Source organism: Bacillota bacterium (genome assembly GCA_023511835.1).
Taxonomy (GTDB): domain Bacteria; phylum Bacillota; class Sulfobacillia; order JAIMAT01; family JAIMAT01; genus JAIMAT01.
In genome coordinates this window covers 17,816-35,635 of sequence record JAIMAT010000002.1, presented here as the reverse complement: position 1 = coordinate 35,635, position 17,820 = coordinate 17,816, and the positions used below count along the sequence as shown (strand labels likewise).

Genomic DNA, 17,820 nt, shown 5'->3' with positions numbered 1-17,820 from the left:
CTCCCCTCTGATACCGTATTTCCGTCGTGCCGGCTTTCGCACGGAATTCGTCACCGGCCGGAGGGGGTCGCCGTTGGAGACCATTCACCCCGTCGATCGCCAGATCATCGAGCTGCTGCAGGCCGACGGGCGCATGTCCTTCGTGGACATGGCCGCCCGCATCGGCGTCACCGAGGGCACCGTCCGGCGCCGGTTCAACCAGCTGAAGGAGGCGGGCCTGATTCGCGTCGCCGCCATCGCCGACCCCTTCGCGGTCGGCTTCGAGACGGCGGCGTTTTTCGGGCTCAGAGTGGAGACCGCGGATATCGAAAGCGTGCTGGAGGATCTGACAGCGCTGCCGGAGGTCCACTACGTGGCCGCCGCCACCGGCGAATACGACGTGGTGGCGCGCGCCTTCTTCGCCGACAACCGCGAGCTGGCCGAGTTCCTCCTGCACAAGCTGAGCCGCATCCGCGGCATCCGGGAGATCAATTCGTCGCTGCTCCTGCGCATCTACAAGCGCTCCTACACCTGGGGCGTGGCCCTGCCCAGCACGCGCTGAACCGGCCGTTGGACCGGGCGCGGTCAGGCCGGCCCGCTCCCCGGGCCGGCCGTCTCGCCGGGCAGCCCGCCGCCCCTGCCGAAGCCGGGCAGGCGGAAGCGGCGCCGCGCCCGGCGCGGCGTGGCGGCGGCCAGCTCGTAGCGGAGCTGGCGTACTTCCTGCTGCAGGCGCGTCAGGCTGGTCAGCCACTGGTCGCGCTCGGAGGCCAGGGCCTCCTCGAGGCGGGCGAGTCGCGCCTCCACGCGCGCCAGCCGCTCCTCGGGCGAGCGCGCCTCCTCTTCTTCCGCGCCCGCCGGCTCCTCCGCGGTCTCGCCCGGCCGCGCCGCCTCCTCCGTGCAGCCGGCGCGCCGCGCCAGGAAGCGTTCCATGGCCGCCAGGTCGCCGACGCGCACCCGCCGCTCTCCCGCCTCCAGCACGGTGCGGAAGATCTCGGGCTGCTGCTGGGCCAGCGTGCGGAAGAGGTAGGGGCGGATGCGCAGCCGCTCGCACGCCTCCTCCAGCGAGACGGACGCCTCCCCGCCTCCGCCCGCGGCGGCTAGGCCCTCTTCCTCCGGCTCCACAGTTCGTTCACCACCTCGTCGGGCGCCGTGGCGGCGCCCAGGCGGCCGCTCCCCTCGCCCTGGGCGTGGAAGTCGCTGCCGCCGGTGGTAACCAGGCGGTAGCGGTGGGCCAGGTCGAGGTAGCGCTGCGTCTCGGTCGCGTTGTGCTCGGGGTGCCACGCCTCCAGCCCGTCCAGCAGCCCGGAGGCCGCCAGCTGCTCCACCAGTCCCTCGTCGCCCACCAGCCGCGGGTGGGCCAGCACGCAGACGCCCCCGGCGGCGTGGACGGCCTCGGCGGCCGCGGGCGGGTCGAGCTTGGGACGGGGCACGTAGCCCGGGCGTCCCCGGACCAGGTAGAGGTCGAAGGCCTCCTCCACACTGGAGGCGTACCCCTCCTCCACCAGCGCCCGGGCGACATGGGGCCGGCCGATCACCCCCGGGCCGGCCAGCTCGCGCACCCGGTCCAGGTCCACAAAGAGGTTCTCCTCGCCCAGCTTGGCCACCATCCGCTCGATGCGCGCCACGCGCTCGCGCTGCATCCGCGCCAGCAGCTCCGCCAGCGGCCCGTCGCCCAGCTCCGGCCAGTAGGCGAGCAGATGGACGGAGCGAGACTGGACCTCGGTGCTCAACTCCACCCCCGGCACCAGCTCCGGCGGCTGGAAGCCCTTCTTCCGCAGCTCCTCGACCGCCTTGCGGGCGTGCGCGATCCCCTCGTCGGTGTCATGGTCGGTGATCCCCAGATAGGCCAGCTTCAGGTCGGCCCCCCAGCGGAGCAGCTGGGCGGGCGAGATCGTCCCGTCGGAGTAGATGGTGTGGTTGTGCAGGTCGGCCGCCATCGCTTGCCTCCCCGGCTAGGCGCCTTGCGCGTTCTCTCGCAGGAAGATGCGGCGGATGGCCGTGGCCCGTCCGCTCTCGGGCTCCACGTCCACCACCGCCGCGCAGAACTGGCGCGGTCCCCGCGCCACCTCGAAGCGGACGGGCATCTGCGTAAGGAAGCGTTCCAACGCCAGCGACGTCTCCACGCCCAGGACCGACTCGCTGGGCCCGGTCATGCCCGCGTCGCTCAGGCAGGCGGTCCCCCCGGGCAGGATCCGCTCGTCGGCGGTCTGCACATGGGTATGCGTCCCCAGGACGGCGCTCACCCGGCCGTCGAGGTACCAGCCCAGGGCCGCCTTCTCCGAGGTGGCCTCGGCGTGGAAGTCGACCAGCACCACGTCCGCCCGCCCCGCCATCTCCGCCAGCACCTCGTCCGCCTTGCGGAAGGGGTCGTCCGCCTGGACGCGCATGAAGACCCGCCCCAGCAGGTTGACGACGCCCAGCCGCAGGCCGTTCGGCAGCTCCTTGACCAGCCAGCCTTGGCCCGGCACCCCGGGCGGGTAGTTGGCGGGCCGGACGACGGCGGTCAGCTCGTCGATGGCCGGCAGAAGCTCCTTCCGGTCCCAGGCGTGGTCGCCCAGCGTGATCACGTCCACGCCGGCCTCCAGAAGCTCCCTCGCCACCGCCGGGGTGAGGCCGGCGTGACCCGCGGCGTTCTCGGCGTTCGCTACCACCGCGTCGATCGCCTGCTCGCGGACGAGGCGGGAGAGGACCTCCCGGACCATCTCCCGCCCCGGCTTGCCCACGATGTCCCCGATGAAGAGGAGCCGCAAGGCCCGCCTCCTCAGCGCGCGTACTCCACGGCCCGCGACTCGCGGATGACCGTCACCTTGATCTGACCCGGATACTGCATTTCCTTCTCGATGCGACGCGCGATCTCCTTGGCCATGGTCCAGGAGCCCAGGTCGTCCACCTCGTCCGGCTTGACGATGATGCGGATCTCGCGCCCCGCCTGGATGGCGTACGACTTCTCCACACCCTTGAAGGAGCTGGCGATCTCCTCCAGCTTGGCGAGCCGCTGGATGTAGGCCTCCAGCGTCTCGCGGCGGGCGCCCGGCCGCGCCGCCGAGAGCGCGTCCGCGGCCGTCACCAGCACCGCCTCGACGCTCTCGGCCTCGAACTCGCCGTGATGGGTGGACATGGCGTGGATGACCGCCTCCGGCTCGTGGTAGCGGCGCAGAAGCTCCATGCCCAGCATCACGTGGGTGCCCTCCATCTCGCGGTCGATGGCCTTGCCGATGTCGTGGAGCAGGCCGGCCCGCTTGGCCACGGCGACGTCCGCGCCCAGCATGCTGGCCATCATCCCGGCCAGGTGGGCCACCTCGACCGAGTGACGCAGCACGTTCTGGCCGTAGCTCGTGCGGAACTTGAGCCGCCCCAGCGTGCGCACCAGCTCCCCGTGGAGACCGTGGACGCCCACCTCGAGGCAGGCTTCCTCGCCCGCCTCCTGGATCTCCTGCTCGATCTCACGCTCGGCCTTCTGGTAGACCTCCTCGATGCGCGCGGGGTGGATGCGCCCGTCGGCCACCAGCATCTCCAGGGCCAGGCGCGCCTTCTCGCGCCGCACCGGCTCGAAGGCGGAGACGACCACCGCCTCCGGCGTGTCGTCCACGATCAGGTCGACACCGGCGATGGCCTCGAAGGCCCGGATGTTCCGTCCCTCGCGGCCGATGATGCGACCCTTCATGTCCTCGCTGGGAATGGGCACCACCGAGACGGTCGACTCGGCCACGTAGTCGGCGGCGCAGCGCTGGATCGCCTGGGCGATCACCTCGCGCGCCTCGCGCTCGGCCCGGGCGCGCGCCTCCTCCTCGATCTGGCGGGCCAGCAGCGCGGCCTCCCGCTCGGCCGTCTGCCGCACCTCGCCCATCAGCTCCTCCCGGGCCTGCTGCCGGGTCAGCCCGGCGATCCGTTCCAGCTCCGTCATCTGCTGCTGGCGGAGCCGCTCGGCCTCGGCGCGGAGCGCCTCCGCCTCGTGCGCCCGGGCCTCGATCTCCTCCTCCCGCCGGTCCAGCTGGCGCGCGCGGCGCTCCAGCCCCTCTTCCCGCTGCTCCAGCCGGCTTTCGACCTTCTGCACCTCGGAACGCCAGGCCTGGGCCTCCGCCTGCGCCTGGCGGACCAGCTTGCGCGACTCCTCCTCGGCTTCCAGTCTCCCCTGCAGCAGCAGCTGCTCCCGCTCCTGGGCCGCCTGCTCACGGATGCGGGCGGCCTCTTGCTCCGCCTGGCGGACCAGGCTCGTCGACAGGCTGCGCGCCCACAGATAGGTCGCGCCGCCGCCCGCGAGGAGCCCCGCCAGCAGGGCGACCAGCGCGTTCCACGCCACGCTCCTTCACCCCTGTCATCGTCAGAAAGGACACGACCCGCCCCACCTTCCGCGGCGGGGGCGGTCCGCCGGTCTTCCCGCCCCCGGTCCCCCCGAGACGGGAGGGCTCCCCAGTTGCGAAAAAAGACCGAGCGGGGGCTCGGCCTCCATGGCGATCGCTTCGAATGGACGGGCTCTCGGGTGGCCTTGCACGGCGGGCGTTCCCGGCACGGCTCCCTGCCGGCCGTCCCTCATCCCACCGTCCGGCCTCGAAGAATCGATCCTCCCTCTCCTCGTCGCCCCGGATCCACCAGATCTCCCGTCATCTATGCGAACGGCCCACGGCCGGTCTCGGTGCCATACGCCCTTTTTCAGTCTATGGGGGCACGGAAATCGCTGTCAAGGCGGGCGAGAACCTCCTCCACCACCTGCCAGGCGAAGCCGCGCCGCCTCAGGAAGCCGGCCAGCCGTCGGCGGCAGACCTCCGCCGGCAGGTCGCCGCAGCGGAGCCACCTGCGGCGCGCCAGCTCCAGCGCCACCTCCTCCTCCCCGGGCAGGCCGGCGGAGGCGAGCGCCTCCTCCACCATCGCCGGCGGCAGCCCGCGCCTGCGCAGCTCCTGCCGGAGGCGGGCCGTTCCCCACTCCCGCCCCCGCTCCTCGACCAGCCTGCGAGCGACCGCGGCGTCGTCCAGGTAGCCCAGCCGCTCCAGGCGCGCCAGCGCCAGCTCCACCGCCTGCCCCCGAAAGCCCGCCCGCAGCAGGCGCAACTCCACCTCGCGCCGCGCCCGCGCGTGCACCGAGAGCCAGCCCAGGGCGCGCCGGGTGGCGGCATGCGCCTCCAGCTCCAGCTCCAGCCGCGGCCAGGCCTCCTCGTCCAGCGGCGCCCCGGCGCGGAGGCCCAGGTCGAGCACCGCCTCGGCGGCCACGGAGCCGACGGCGCGGCCGTCCACCTCTACGCGCACGCCGCCGCGCGGATCCTCCTCCAGGCGGGTGACTCTCAACCCTCCAGCCCCGGCTCGGGCCCTTCCGCCGCCGCGGCGGCGATGGTCGCCGTGCCGAGCCGCTGGCGGATCCTGGCCTCGATCTCGGCCGCCACGTCCGGATGCTCGCGCAGGAAGTCGCGCGCGTTTTCCTTGCCCTGACCCAGCCGCATGTCGCCGTAGGCGTACCAGGCGCCGGTGCGCGTCACCACGTCCAGCTCGGAGCCGATGTCCAGGATGTCGCCTTCCTTGGAAATGCCGCGCCCGTAGAGGAGGTCGAACTCGGCCTGCTTGAAGGGGGGCGCCACCTTGTTCTTCACCACCTTGGCGCGGACGCGGATACCCACGTTTTCGGCCCCCTGCTTGAGCGACTCCACGCGCCGCACGTCGATGCGGACGGAGGCGTAGAACTTGAGCGCGCGCCCGCCCGGCGTCACCTCGGGGTTGCCGAACATGACGCCCACCTTCTCGCGCAGCTGGTTGATGAAGACGACGCAGGTGCGCGAGCGGGAGATGGAGCCGGTCAGCTTCCTGAGCGCCTGGGACATGAGGCGCGCCTGCAGGCCCACGTGGGAGTCGCCCATCTCGCCCTCGATCTCGGCCTTGGGCACCAGTGCCGCCACCGAGTCGACCACCACCACGTCCACCGCCCCGGAGCGGACCAGTGCGTCGGCGATCTCCAGCGCCTGCTCGCCCGTATCCGGCTGCGAGATCAGCAGGTTGTCGACGTCGACGCCGATGCCGCGGGCGTAAGCGGGGTCGAGGGCGTGCTCGGCGTCGATGAAGGCGGCGACGCCGCCGGCTCGCTGGGCCTCGGCGATGACGTGGAGGGCCACGGTGGTCTTGCCCGAGGACTCGGGCCCGAAGATCTCCACCACCCGCCCCCGCGGGAGCCCGCCCACGCCCAGGGCCAAGTCGAGGGCCAGCGAGCCGGTGGAGATGGTCTCCACCTGCATCTGGCTCGCCGCCTCACCCAGGCGCATGATGGCGCCCTTTCCGAACTGCCGTTCGATCTGGAGGAGCGCCGTGTCCAGCGCCTTCTGTCGGTCCAAGGTCCGTTCCCCCATCATTTTCCAGATGCCTTCCTTCCCAGTATCCACCCGGCGGACGGGCGTGACAAGAGGGCGGGCGGCGCCCGTCCGCGGGCGCCGCCGGTCAGCGGAAGGCAAAGCGCGCCAGAGGGGTATAGAGCGGACCCTGGGGGCGGAGCTGGCTCCGGTAGAGGACGAACTCGGAGACGGCCCCCGTCGCCCAGAGGCGATCCTGCCAGCCCGTCAGAAGCGGCCGTGCGTCCAGGCTGCCACCCCCCCGCACCCGCGCGACGGTCAGGTGGCCGACGAAGCGACGCTCCTCGGCCGGCCAGCCCGCGGCGCGCACCGCCTCCTCCACCTGCCGCGCCAGCGGCTCCAGCCACTCCGCCGCCAGCCCCCACCAGAGGACGCGCGCCCGGGCCGGCTGGGGGAAGGCGCCCCCGCCCGCCAGCCGCAGCGGCGCCCCGGTCGCGGGGCGCTCCACCCGCTCCAGCCGCTCCAGGAGCGGGCCGACCCGGTCGGGCGGGCTCTCGCCCAGGAAGCGGAGCGTCAGGTGCAGCTGCTCCGCGCCCACCCAGCGCAGGCCGGGCAGCCGCCGCTCCCACTCGCTCCGCGTCGCCCGGAGCGGCTCCGCCGCCAACCCCTCGAGGGGGATGGCGACGAAGAGGCGCCACGTCTCGCTCATCCCCACCCGCCCTCCAGCGTGCGCAGGAAGGCCTCCAGCAGCGCCTCCACCGCCCCCTCCTTCACCTGGCGGCGATCGCCGGCCAGGTGAAGCTCCTCCGCCCAGACCTCCCCGCTCCCGGCCGTCGCCACCCAGACCAGGCCCACCGGCTTGCCCGGCCGGGCCCCGCCGGGGCCGGCGATGCCGGTCGTCGCCAGCCCCCAGTCGGAGCCCGCGCGCCGGCGCACCCCCTCGGCCATGGCGCGCGCCGTCTCCCCGCTCACCGCGCCGTGCCGCTCCAGCACCGCGGCGGGCACGCCGAGCAGCGCTTCCTTGGCGCGGTTGGCGTAGGCGACCACACCGAGCAGGAAGTAGTCGGAAGCGCCGGGCACGTCGGTGATGCGGTCGGCCAGCAGCCCTCCCGTGCACGATTCGGCCACGGCCAGCGTCTCGCCCCGCTGCCGCAGCCGCTCGCCCAACCGTCGTGCCAGCTCAAGGGCGCGCTCGCCGCCCACCTTCACACCGCCCCTCCCGCGGCGTCCGCCGCGCCCCCCGCCTCGCTCCCCTCCCGGGCGCCGGCTTCGCCGGGGGAGGGAAGGCCCAGCAGCTGCCGCACCTCTGCGCCGCCCAGCCGCTCCCGGGCCAGGAGCTCGCGGGCCAGTCCCTCCAGGCGCTCGCGGTTCTCCTCCACGATGGCCTGCGTCCGCCGCTCCATCTCCGCCATCAGCTCGCTCAGGACGCGGTGGCGGAGCGCCGGCGGCAGCGTCTCGCGGCTGACCACGCCCAGGCGCGTCATGCCAGCCTCGATCATGCGCTCGGCCAGCGAGAGCGCCTGGTCGAAATCGCTGGCTGCGCCGGTGCTGGCGCCGCCCAGGACCAGCCGCTCCGCCACCGAGCCCCCCAGCGCCCGGCAGATCTGGTTCTCCAGGTACTCCTGCGTGTAAAGGTAGGGATCTTGCTGGGGCGCCTGGCGGACATAGCCCAGCGCCTCCCCCCGCGAGGCGATGGTGATGCTGGCCACCGAGCCGGGTTCCAGCCACTCGCCCACGAGCGCATGGCCCGATTCGTGGACGGCGATCCGGTAGCGCTCCGCCTCGGTCGGCCGACGGTCCAGCTTCTCGCCCATGATCACCTTCTCGACGGCCTCCAGCAGGTGGCGCTGGTGGATCGCCTCCTCCCCCTCGCGCAGCGCCAGGATAGCGGCCTCGTTGGCCAGGCTCTCCAGGTGCGCGCCGGAGAAGCCGAAGGTCTCCCGCGCCACCTCGTCCAGGTCGACGTCCCCGGCCAGCCGCTTGTTGCGCGTGTGGAGCTCCAGGATCTGGCGGCGTCCCTCGCGGTCGGGGAGCTCCACGCGCACCACCCGGTCGAATCGCCCCGGGCGCGTCAGCGCCTCGTCCAGCAGGTCCGGCCGGTTGGTGGCGCCGATGACCAGCAGGTAGACGTCTTCGTCGCCGCGGATGCCGTCCATCTCCACCAGCAGCTGGTTGAGCGTCTGGTCGTACTCCAGGTGGCTCTCGTGACGGCCCCGCTTTCCGCCCAACACCTCGAGCTCGTCGATGAAGACGACGGCGCTGGAGCGCCCGCCGCGCCGGGCCGTCTCCCGCGCGCGCCGGAAGAGCTCGCGCACGCGCTGGGCGCCCACGCCCGCGTACATCTCGACGAACTCGGCGCCCGAGGCGGGGATGAAGACGGAGCGGGTGGCGGTGGCGGCAGCCTTGGCCAGAAGCGTCTTGCCCGTCCCCGGCGGGCCCACCAGCAGGATGCCGCGCAGCGGCCGGATGCCCAGGGCGCGGACGCGCTCGGCCTCCGTGACGAAGGTGAGCGCCTCCAGGAGCTCCTGCTTGGCAGAGCCCTGGCCGCCGATGTCGTCGAAGGTGACGCCCTCGTTCCGCTCCGCCGGCGCCAGCGGCACGAAGCGCCTCACCGCCAGGCCGGGCAGGCCCACCCAGCGGTAGAGGGCGAAGAGCAGACCCCCGAGGACGAGGAAGGGCAGCACGTTGACACCCTGCGCCAGCAGGAAGAGGAGCAGGGCCACGGCCGTCCCCACGGCCAGCTCCCTCACCCGCTCCCCACCCCGCCCGGGCACTGGGCGCTCCGCGGCACCAGCTGGTAGAGGTAGTGGTCACCCTTGACCAGGGTGACGTAGAGGTGTCGCGCATCCACCGTCAGCGTCAGCCTTTCCAGGCCCATCTGGCCGGCCAGGCGCTGCGCCTGTTCCTCCATGGCCGTGAAGCGACCCGTGGCCAGCCCCTCGGCCAGGACCAGGTTGAGCCGGTAGTAGTCCCGCACCAGTTCGGCGTCGCGCCGGTCCTCCACCTCCAGCCGGAAGCACCCGCCGCCCAGGGCGGCCGCCAGAGCGTCGTCCAGGGCGTGGACCGTCTCCTCGAGCTGCTCCACCGGTGCGAGCCGGACGCGGACGACCGGGGGATCCGCCTGGAGGTCGACGCGGTAGGCGAGCACCTCCGGCCGCCCCGCCAGCGCCGACTGGATCGGCCGACTGAAGGTCGCCCAGCGGTAGACCGCCTGGCCGCCAAACAGCAGCAGCAAGCCTCCCGCCAGGCCGAGGAGCGCCAGCCCCGCCCGCCGCCCTCGCGTCGACACCGTCCGCCTCCCCGTCGTTTCGACTCTCGCTCCTCCATCTTAGGGAAAGGCGGACGGCGATCGAAACGGACAAGCCTGCCAGCGGGCGCCGGCTCGCGCCGTGCGCTACTCGGCCAGCTCCTTGACGAACTCTACCTGGTCGTATTCGGTCAGGTCGTCGCGCACCACGGAGGTGGGCCGATAGCCCAGCTTCAGGTAGAAGTCGATGGCGGGCGCGTCGCGCAGGCCCGTGCGCAGCCGGACGCGCGTCGCCCCCCGCCCCAGTGCCTCCGCCTCGATGCGGCTCATCAGCGAGCGCCCCACCGCCAGGTGGGCGTAGGCCGGGTCGACCGCCAGGTCGTAGACCTCGCACGCCTCCCCGTCGATGCGCCCGCGCACGGCGCCGATGACCTCCTCGCCCTGCCGCGCCACCAGGACCACCGCCTCGCGCAGGTCGCGCGCCACGTCCTCCTCCGTCTCGCGCAGCTGGGGCAGGGGGAAGCGGTAGCGGCGCTGGTTCTCTTCGAAGGCGGAGCGCTGCACGCTCAGGATGCTGGCCACGTCGTCATGGGTGGCGTACTCGACGGTCCACAAGGTTGCCCATCCTCCTCCCTACTCGCCCCGGCCGGGCCGCCCCGGCGGTGGGGCGGCCCGGTCCCGCGCCGCCGCTCGCCCGACCCGCGCGCTCAGTGGACGGCGCGCCGGCGCCTCGGCTCCTCCGGCTCGCCCGCCTGCTCCCTGGCGCAGGCGAGGCAGATCCGCCGGAAACGCCCCTCTCGTTCCATGGCCTCCAGCGTGCGCAGCGTGGGGTCGTTTCCGCGGAACCGCCGGATCAGTTTACCGCACGACTGGCAGTACATGTCGCGGAAGAGCGGCACGACCTGGCCCACGTGGCTTCCCCCCTTCCCGGCCCCTCCCGCCTCCCCGGCGGGCTTCCCGGCGACGGACTTCGACGGCTTGCGGCACGGCTGGCGTTCGCCGCGGCGCCTCCGGCTTTACCGGCACTCGGCTGTGGTATACTAGCCTCACGCTGACCCCGGTTCGGCGAATCTCTTCACCTGGAGGTCTCAGGGTTTGCAGGGTACCGTTAAGTGGTTCAACGCGGAGAAGGGTTACGGGTTCATCAGCCGGGACGACGGTGAGGGCGACGTCTTCGTCCACTACACCGCCATCCAGAGTGAAGGATTCCGGACCCTGGAAGAAGGTCAGCGCGTCCAGTTCGACATCGTTCAGGGCACCAAGGGGCCCCAGGCCCAGAACGTTGTAAAACTCTGACGCAGCACCGCGCGAAGGACTGAGAGATCGAAAGAGCGTTCTGCTCGCGCAGAACGCTCTCTTCGTCTCCGAAGGCGTCTCCAGCTCGCCCTCCGCGGGCAACGCCATGCGCACCGCCCCCCGCTTCCCTTGGAGAGAGCCATTCGACGGGCAGCGCCCCTCACCTGCCTTCTCCCGCCGGCAGCTCCCGCCTTCGCCGTCGCAGCGCCAGCCGCCGCCTGCGCAGGCGGCGCAGGCGCCATTCCCAGCCGACCGCCAGCAGCGCCAAGCCCGCCAGCAGCCAGCCGCCCCGGTCCCGCCAGCCGGCGCCGGCTCCCGCCGCTTGCTGCTCCGTCGCCGGCCGAGCCAGCGCCACATCGCCCACCTGCACGTCGCCCACGTAGACCTCCACCCGCGCGGAGACGCCGCCCGGGCGCTCGGACCGGAACGTGCGAAGCCGGAGGCGAGGCGGGGGCGAACCGACGGGTACGTCCAGCCGGAGGGCGCGCGTGGCCTCGGCCTCGACGTGGCGCTCGGCGCCGGCCGGCAGCAGGAAGCGCTGCCCCGCCCGCACCGCCTCGATGCGGCGGAAGTTCCGGAAAGCCCAGTCGGCCAAGGCATAGCTCTCCTCCCAGTTGCGGCTCCCGCCCCCCATGGTGACCACCAGGATCCCCTCGGATCCCCGCCGCACGGCCAGGACCAGTGTCTGGCCGGCCTCTACCGTGTAGCCGTTCTTCACCCCGACCACGTCGGGGTGTTCGAAGAGCAGCTTGTTGTGGTTGACGAGGTGACGGGGGCCGCTGCCGTGGTACCAGGGGATGTCCGCCTCGCGCGTGGCCACCAGGCGGCGGAAGGCCGGATTCTGAAGCGCCGCGCGGGCGATGAGCGCCATGTCCAGCGGCGAGGCGACATGCGAGGGGTCGGGCAGCCCGCTGGCGTTGACGAAGTGGGCGGTGCGCGCGCCGAGCTGGAGAGCGCGCCGGTTCATCAGGCTGGCGAAGGCTTCCTCGCTACCGGCCACATGCTCCGCCAGCGCCACCGCCGCGTCGTTGGCCGAGGCCAGCATCAGCGCCAGGAGCAGCTGCTCCACCGTGAAGGTCGAGCCCCCGCTCAGGTAGACGCGGCTGCCCTGCACTTGCGAGGCCTCGCGGCTGACGGTCACCCGCTCGTCCGGCCGCCTCCGCTCCAGGACCACGAGGGCCGTCAGGATCTTGGTGATGCTGGCCGGCGGGCGCGGCACGTCGCCCTGGCGTTCCGCCAGCACCTGCCCGGTCTGCTCGTCCATCACCAGGAAGCCCGGCGCCTCCACGGGCGGCGGCGGCTCGGCGGGACGAAGGAGGTCGGCGGTGCGGAGGCGGGGGTCGACCGCCGCGGCCGAGGCGGGGAGCGTCGCCAGGGGCAGGGGAAGCAGCAGGAGGAGGAGCACGAGGCCGAACCGGCGCCTCCGCCGGCTCGCTTCGCCCGGCGCGCCGGCCGGCCGCGGCCTCACCCGACCTCGCTCCCCAGCAAGTCGGCTGCCTCGGCCCGCTCGATGCGGACGCGCACCCGGTCGCCCGGTCGGTGGGGACGCCCGGGGCGGAAGACCACATTCCCGTCCACCTCCGGCGCCTGGCCCCACCAGCGGCCGAGCCAGTAGCCGGGGTCCTGCTCGTCGGGCCCCTCCGCCCAGACCTCCAGCACCTGACCGACGAGGCGCGACTGCCGCCGCCGGCTGATGCGCGCCTGGAGATCCTCCGCGCGGCGCAGGCGCGACGCCTTCACCCGCTCGGGCACCTGCGGGCGGAGGCTGGCGGCGGGGGTCCCTTCCTCGGGCGAGTAGGCGAAGAAGCCGACGCGATCCAGCTCCAGGCCGCGCAGCAGGTCCAGCAGTTCCCGGAAGTCGTCGCGCCCCTCACCGGGGAAGCCGACGATGAAGGTGCTGCGCAGGACGACGTCAGGCAGGCGGCGCCGGACCAGCTCCACCTTGGCCTCGATGAGACGGCGCCGCTCGGGGCGCCGCATGGCCTCCAGGATGCGGTCGCTGGCATGCTGCAGGGGCATGTCCAGGTAGTGGAGGACGTGGCGGCTCTCGGCCATGGCCTCCAGCAGCGGCTCGTCCACCAGCGTGGGGTAGGCGTAGTGGAGGCGGAGCCACTCCAGCCCCTCGACCCGGTCCAGTCGCCGGAGAAGCTCCGGCAGACGCGGGCAGCCCGGCCGGTCGAGGCCGTAGGCCGTGCTGTCCTGGGCCACCAAGTTGATCTCGCGCACGCCTGAGGCCACCAGGCGGCGCACCTCTTGCTCGATCACCTCAGGAGGCCGCGAGCGGAAGCGTCCCCGCATCAGCGGGATGGCGCAGAAGGCGCAGCCGTGATCGCAACCCTCGGCGATCTTGACGTAGGCGGAGAAGCCTCCGTCCCGCCGCCGGGGCAGCAGCTCGTCGTAGCGGTAGTCGGGCCGGCCCACCACGTCCGGGGGCGCACCCGCCGCGACCGCCCCAGCTCCGGTCCGCGGTTCCCGCTCCAGAAGCCGCTCCAGCACCTCGGCCACGCGCGGGAAGTCGCCGCTGCCCAAGAGCGCGTCGACGTCCGGGTAGAGCTGCCGCAGGCCGGCGGGATCGCGCTGCACGAGGCAGCCCGCCACCACCACCGCCCGCGCCCGCCCGCGCCGCTTCCACTCCAGGAGCTCCTCCAGCGCCGCCAGCGACTCCTCCCGCGCCGGCCCGATGAAGCCGCAGGTCTCCAGCACGGCCACGTCGGCCCGCGCCGGCTCCCGCGTCAGCCGGAAGCCGGCGCGCTCCAGGATTCCGGCCATGTACTCGCTGTCCACCGTGTTCTTCGCGCAGCCCAGCGTCTCGATGTAGACCGACGCCCGCCCGGAACCCATCGCCTACTCCTCCCCCCTCTCTGCGGCGAGCCGCCCCTGCCCGCAGGTCGCCGCGGAGGGTGTCTCCAGCACGAGCACGTGGAGCGGCTCCAGCGGAGCCTCCAACAGCTCCTCCAGCCACTCCGGGCCCTGCCGGGCCAGCCACGACCAGACGGTGTAGTGGCGGTCCTGCGGCAACCCCTGGGGGAAGAGCGCGGCGGCGACGCGGCGCGCCTCGCCGAAATCGGAACGGAAGCGCTGGCGGAGCCGCTCCCGGAAGCGGCTGTCCAGCCGCTCCAGCCACTCCCCCACCCAGCCCGCCTCCGCGCCCGCCTCCTGCCGCACGACGCCCTGCCCGGCCAGCTGCTCCAGGAAGCGCTGGCTGGCCCGGAGCTCCCGCTCCAGCGCGGCGCGCCTCGCCCCCCAGTCGGAGACGGCCCGGCGGAGACGGGGCACCGCCTCGGCCACCAGCGCGTCCAGCGCGTCGTGCGCCTGCCAGAGGCGCTCCGCGTCGAGGCCCAGCCCGTCCAACCACTCCCGCTCCTCCGGCCCGGCGAAGGTGACGTGCCGGCGCGGCAGGAGGACCGGCGGTCGCATGCCGTAGAAGGCGTAGAGCTCGGCCAGCTGGCTCATGTAGGCGATCTCGCCCGGTCCGGCCACGTAGGCGACGGTGGGCAGCAGCCGGTCCTGGACGACGGGGCGGAGGGCGGCCGACGGGCTGAAGCGGCCGGGCTCCGCCTCCAGCTCCGCCAGGAGCCGGCCGGCGTCGCCGCTCCAGGCGCCGCCCCGCTCGTGGAAGCTTCCCTGCGAGAAGCGGAGGACGCGCCGGGCGCCCGACGCGTCCAGGTGAAAAAGGGGCAGCTGTCCCTCCGGCGAGCGCAGGGCCGGCTCGAAGCCCAGCCGGCGCACGGCCTCCTCGCCGCTGCGACAGGCCTCCAGCACCTCCTCCGGCCGGCGCAGCACCCGCTCCACCACCGGCGCGGCCAGCCGCCGCAGCTCGGGCCGCATGGGGTCGAGCAGCACCAGGCCCTGGCGTCCCAGCAGCGCCAGCAGCTGGCGGGCGAACCAGTCGCCCATCTGCCGCGAGGCCCCCAGGCTCTCCTCCAGCAGCGCCGCCACACGGCCCCCGTGCGCCAGCGGCGCCAGCGCCTCGGAGAGCGTGCGCACGGCCAGCCGCGCGTCAGCCTCCAGCGGCAGCCAGGCGACCGGCTTCCGCCAGCCGCGCCGGGTGGCCAGGCGGACGCGCAGGCCCCGACGGTCCGCGGTCCAGACCCAGGCGCCGGACGCCTCGCCGTAGTCGTGGTCGTCACCGGCCAGCCAGAAGACAGGGATGACGGGCCTCGCCCAGCGCCGCTCGAGTTCCCGCGCCCAGCGCACCGCTTGCAGCGCCTTGTAGAGGGTGTAGGCCGGACCCGTGGCCAGCGCCGGCTGCTGTCCGGTCACCACCGCCAGCGCCCGCGGCTCGGCGAGGCGGGCGGCGTTGGCCAAGCTCTCCCGGGGCGCGCCCAGCTCCTCCGCGGTCGCCACGAGCGCCTCCGCCAGGCCGCGGCGGCCGCCGGCGTCGAGCCGCTCCGTCTCGCCGGCCGCCCGTTCCAGGGCGGGGTCGGCCGGGTCGACCGCCAGCGTCAGCCTCCCCGCCAGGGCGGAGCGGTCCGCCAGCCAGCGCGCGAAGAGCGGGTTGACGGCGAGAGGAGTCAGGGGTCCGGCACGAAACTCTTTGGGGATCTTGGTCACCGTCCTTCGCACAGCCCGGTCTCCCGGGCTCTTCCGAGGTGGGTGGTCACCCGTGAACCTGGCACAACTCCTGGAGGAGGTCGACGCCGATCCGGCGCTCCGGGCCTCGGTGACGGCCTGGGTGCGGACGCCGCCGCGCGAGGCGGAGTGGCGCGACTGGCCGGAGGAGGTACCGGCGGCGTTGCGCGGGGCCCTCGAGCGGCGTGGCATCCGCCGCCTTTACAGCCACCAGCGCGCCGCCTGGGAGGCGGTGCGCCGCGGCCAGAACCCGGTGGTGGTGACGCCCACAGCTTCCGGCAAGACGCTCTGCTACAATCTGCCGGTGCTCGAGCGCCTGCTGGTCGAGCCGGGCGCCCGCGCGCTCTACCTCTTCCCCACCAAGGCGCTGGCCCAGGACCAGCGGGCCGAGCTGGCCGCCATCACCGCCGAGCTGGGCGGCGAGCCGGCGACCGACACCTACGACGGCGACACCCCCGCCGAGCGGCGCCGCGCCGTCCGCGCCGGCGCGCGCATCGTCATCACCAATCCCGACATGCTCCACTCGGCCATCCTGCCGCATCACACGGGCTGGCAGAAGCTCTTCCAGGGCCTGCGCTTCGTGGTCGTCGACGAGCTCCACCAGTACCGCGGCGTCTTCGGAAGCCACGTGGCCAACGTCCTCCGCCGGCTCGCCCGCGTCGCCGCCTTCTACGGAAGCCGCCCGCAGTATATCTGCACCTCGGCCACCATCGGCAACCCGGCCGAGCTGGCCAGCCGGCTGACCGGCCAGCCGGCCGTGGCCATCGAGGAGAGCGGAGCGCCGCAGGGCGAGAAACATCTGATATTTTATAATCCTCCTCTTGTCGATCCCGCCTCGGGGATCCGGCGGAGCTCGCTGGCCGAGGCCGAGGCCTGGGCGGCACGCTTCCTGCGTCACGAGATCCCGACCATCCTCTTCGGCCGCTCCCGCCTCTCCGTCGAGCTGATGCTCTCGGAGCTGCGCAGGAAGCTGCCTCCCGCCGTGGCGCGGCGCGTCGAGGGCTACCGGGGCGGCTACCTCCCGGGCGAGCGGCGGCGCATCGAGCGGAGCCTGCGCAGCGGCGAGACGCTGGGTGTGGCCAGCACCAACGCCCTGGAGCTGGGCGTGGACATCGGCGGCCTCAGCGCCTGCGTCATGGCCGGCTACCCGGGCAGCGTGGCCAGCACCTGGCAGGAGGCGGGCCGGGCGGGGCGGCGGAACGAGCCGGCGGCGGCGGTGCTGGTGGCCAGCGGCGCCCCCCTGGACCAGTTCGTCGTGACGCACCCGGAGTACTTCCTGTCGAAGCCGCCCGAGGAGGCGCGCATCAACCCGGAAAACCTCTACATCCTCATGAGCCACGTGCAGTGCGCCGCCTTCGAACTGCCCTTCCGCGACGGCGAGCGCTGGCCCGGCCTGGAGGGGGAGGAGGTGGACCTGGAGGCGATCCTGGAGTTCCTCGCCCAGGAAGGGGTGCTCCGCCTCGCGGGCGGACGCTGGTACTGGAACGCGGAGAGCTTCCCCGCCAACGAGATCAGCCTCCGCTCGGCCGCCCAGGAGAACGTGGTCATCGTCGACACGAGCCGCGGTGCCCGCGTCATCGGCGAGGTCGACCTCTTCTCCGCGCCGCTGCTGGTCCACGAGCAGGCCATCTACCTCCACGGCGGCCGCCAGTACGAGGTGACGCGCCTCGACTTCGCCGAGCGGAAGGCGTACGTGCGGCCGGTGGAGGTGGACTACTACACCGACGCCGACCTGGCGGTGGAGCTGCGCGTTACCTCGGTGGAGCGCCAGGAGCTCCTGCCGGGCGGCTGGCAGCGAGCCTGGGGCGAGGTGCGGGTGGTCTCCCGCGCCACGCTCTTCAAGAAGATCCGTTTCACCACACGGGAGAACGTGGGCTGGGGCCGGATCCACCTGCCGGAGCTGGAGATGCCCTCCACCGCCTTCTGGCTGAGCCTCCCGCCGGAGAGCGGGGCGCTCTGGCCGCAGGCGGTGCTGGAGGGCGGCCTCCTGGGGCTCGGCCGGCTGCTGGCGGGCGTGGCGCCGCTCTATCTCCTCTGCGACGGGCACGACCTGCGCGCCTCCATCCAGGCGCGCTCGCCCTTCACCGGCCGGCCGACGGTCTTTCTCTACGAGAGTTATCCGGGCGGTGTGGGGCTGAGCGAGAAGCTCTACACGCTCCACCGCGAACTCCTGCATGCCGCCCTGGAGCTGGTGGAGCGCTGCCCCTGCGCCAACGGCTGCCCCGGCTGCGTCGGACCCGCCAGCGAGGTGGGCCCGCGCGGCAAGGAGGTGGCGCGGGCGCTCCTGGCCGCGGCCCTGGCGGGGGCGGAGGAGCGGCCGGACGAGGTGAGGCCGCACGGGGCTCCTTGAACGCTGGGAACGCTTTCTCGCCCAGCGCCCCGAGCGAGGCCAGCCGTCCCGGGCGCAGGCAGCCGGACCGCCGGCGGCGCCTGGACCGGCGGCGGGGCCGGCGGCCGTCC

General features: G+C 73.5%; 17 protein-coding genes and 1 pseudogene. 3 read left to right on the top strand and 15 right to left on the bottom strand.

Annotated elements, in window-relative coordinates; all coding sequences use genetic code 11:
- Positions 1-94: 94 nt before the first annotated feature.
- Positions 95-541 (top strand): annotated as a pseudogene (locus K6U79_00750) (Lrp/AsnC family transcriptional regulator).
- Positions 542-564: 23 nt separating this feature from the next.
- Here K6U79_00750 and K6U79_00745 read toward each other — a convergent pair.
- The 12 genes from K6U79_00745 to K6U79_00690 form a co-directional block, all read right to left on the bottom strand.
- Positions 565-1,101 carry a hypothetical protein gene (locus K6U79_00745; GenBank protein ID MCL6520886.1) on the bottom strand — a complete coding sequence of 179 codons (537 nt, stop codon included), beginning with the start codon at positions 1,099-1,101 and terminating at the stop codon, positions 565-567.
- Positions 1,077-1,916 carry a PHP domain-containing protein gene (locus K6U79_00740; GenBank protein MCL6520885.1) on the bottom strand — a complete coding sequence of 280 codons (840 nt, stop codon included), beginning with the start codon at positions 1,914-1,916 and terminating at the stop codon, positions 1,077-1,079. The genes K6U79_00745 and K6U79_00740 overlap by 25 nt, the downstream gene beginning before the upstream one ends.
- Positions 1,917-1,931: 15 nt before the next feature.
- The gene (locus K6U79_00735; protein MCL6520884.1) at positions 1,932-2,729 is read right to left on the bottom strand and encodes a TIGR00282 family metallophosphoesterase; all 798 of its coding nucleotides are present in this window, start codon (positions 2,727-2,729) and stop codon (positions 1,932-1,934) included.
- An 11-nt stretch (positions 2,730-2,740) separates the two neighbouring features.
- Complete coding sequence (gene rny / locus K6U79_00730; GenBank protein ID MCL6520883.1) at positions 2,741-4,279, bottom strand: ribonuclease Y; 1,539 nt, start codon at positions 4,277-4,279, stop codon at positions 2,741-2,743.
- A gap of 350 nt (positions 4,280-4,629) precedes the next feature.
- Complete coding sequence (locus K6U79_00725; protein ID MCL6520882.1) at positions 4,630-5,259, bottom strand: recombination regulator RecX; 630 nt, start codon at positions 5,257-5,259, stop codon at positions 4,630-4,632.
- Positions 5,256-6,305 carry a recombinase RecA gene (gene recA, locus K6U79_00720; GenBank protein ID MCL6520881.1) on the bottom strand — a complete coding sequence of 350 codons (1,050 nt, stop codon included), beginning with the start codon at positions 6,303-6,305 and terminating at the stop codon, positions 5,256-5,258. Before recA ends, K6U79_00725 begins: the two co-directional genes overlap by 4 nt.
- An 88-nt stretch (positions 6,306-6,393) precedes the next feature.
- Positions 6,394-6,954: an RNA 2',3'-cyclic phosphodiesterase gene (thpR, locus tag K6U79_00715; protein MCL6520880.1), complete on the bottom strand. Its 561-nt coding sequence runs from the start codon at positions 6,952-6,954 to the stop codon at positions 6,394-6,396.
- Complete coding sequence (locus K6U79_00710) at positions 6,951-7,448, bottom strand: nicotinamide-nucleotide amidohydrolase family protein (protein ID MCL6520879.1); 498 nt, start codon at positions 7,446-7,448, stop codon at positions 6,951-6,953. The genes thpR and K6U79_00710 overlap by 4 nt, the downstream gene beginning before the upstream one ends.
- Before the next feature lie 2 nt (positions 7,449-7,450).
- On the bottom strand, positions 7,451-8,995 hold the full coding sequence (locus K6U79_00705; GenBank protein ID MCL6520878.1) for an AAA family ATPase: 1,545 nt from the start codon (positions 8,993-8,995) through the stop codon (positions 7,451-7,453).
- The gene (locus tag K6U79_00700) at positions 8,992-9,534 is read right to left on the bottom strand and encodes a hypothetical protein (GenBank protein ID MCL6520877.1); all 543 of its coding nucleotides are present in this window, start codon (positions 9,532-9,534) and stop codon (positions 8,992-8,994) included. The genes K6U79_00705 and K6U79_00700 overlap by 4 nt, the downstream gene beginning before the upstream one ends.
- 105 nt (positions 9,535-9,639) lie before the next feature.
- Positions 9,640-10,107: a GNAT family N-acetyltransferase gene (locus K6U79_00695; protein ID MCL6520876.1), complete on the bottom strand. Its 468-nt coding sequence runs from the start codon at positions 10,105-10,107 to the stop codon at positions 9,640-9,642.
- A 92-nt stretch (positions 10,108-10,199) separates the two neighbouring features.
- On the bottom strand, positions 10,200-10,403 hold the full coding sequence (locus K6U79_00690) for a hypothetical protein (GenBank protein ID MCL6520875.1): 204 nt from the start codon (positions 10,401-10,403) through the stop codon (positions 10,200-10,202).
- A gap of 184 nt (positions 10,404-10,587) precedes the next feature.
- Between K6U79_00690 and K6U79_00685 the strand changes: the two genes are divergently transcribed.
- The gene (locus K6U79_00685) at positions 10,588-10,788 is read left to right on the top strand and encodes a cold shock domain-containing protein (protein MCL6520874.1); all 201 of its coding nucleotides are present in this window, start codon (positions 10,588-10,590) and stop codon (positions 10,786-10,788) included.
- Between the two features lie 160 nt (positions 10,789-10,948).
- Here the strand turns inward: K6U79_00685 and K6U79_00680 are convergent, their stop codons facing one another.
- From K6U79_00680 to bshC, 3 genes are read right to left on the bottom strand one after another with little or no spacing between them, the layout of a single operon-like run.
- Positions 10,949-12,256, bottom strand: coding sequence for a D-alanyl-D-alanine carboxypeptidase (locus K6U79_00680; GenBank protein MCL6520873.1), 1,308 nt, complete (start codon positions 12,254-12,256; stop codon positions 10,949-10,951).
- Positions 12,253-13,629 carry a 30S ribosomal protein S12 methylthiotransferase RimO gene (gene rimO / locus K6U79_00675; GenBank protein MCL6520872.1) on the bottom strand — a complete coding sequence of 459 codons (1,377 nt, stop codon included), beginning with the start codon at positions 13,627-13,629 and terminating at the stop codon, positions 12,253-12,255. Before rimO ends, K6U79_00680 begins: the two co-directional genes overlap by 4 nt.
- A 3-nt stretch (positions 13,630-13,632) precedes the next feature.
- Positions 13,633-15,354 carry a bacillithiol biosynthesis cysteine-adding enzyme BshC gene (bshC, locus tag K6U79_00670; GenBank protein MCL6520871.1) on the bottom strand — a complete coding sequence of 574 codons (1,722 nt, stop codon included), beginning with the start codon at positions 15,352-15,354 and terminating at the stop codon, positions 13,633-13,635.
- A gap of 40 nt (positions 15,355-15,394) precedes the next feature.
- On the opposite strand from bshC, the gene K6U79_00665 reads away from it, so the two are divergent.
- Entirely contained in the window at positions 15,395-17,710 is a 2,316-nt protein-coding gene (locus K6U79_00665; protein MCL6520870.1) for a DEAD/DEAH box helicase, read from the top strand.
- Positions 17,711-17,820 lie beyond the last annotated feature (110 nt).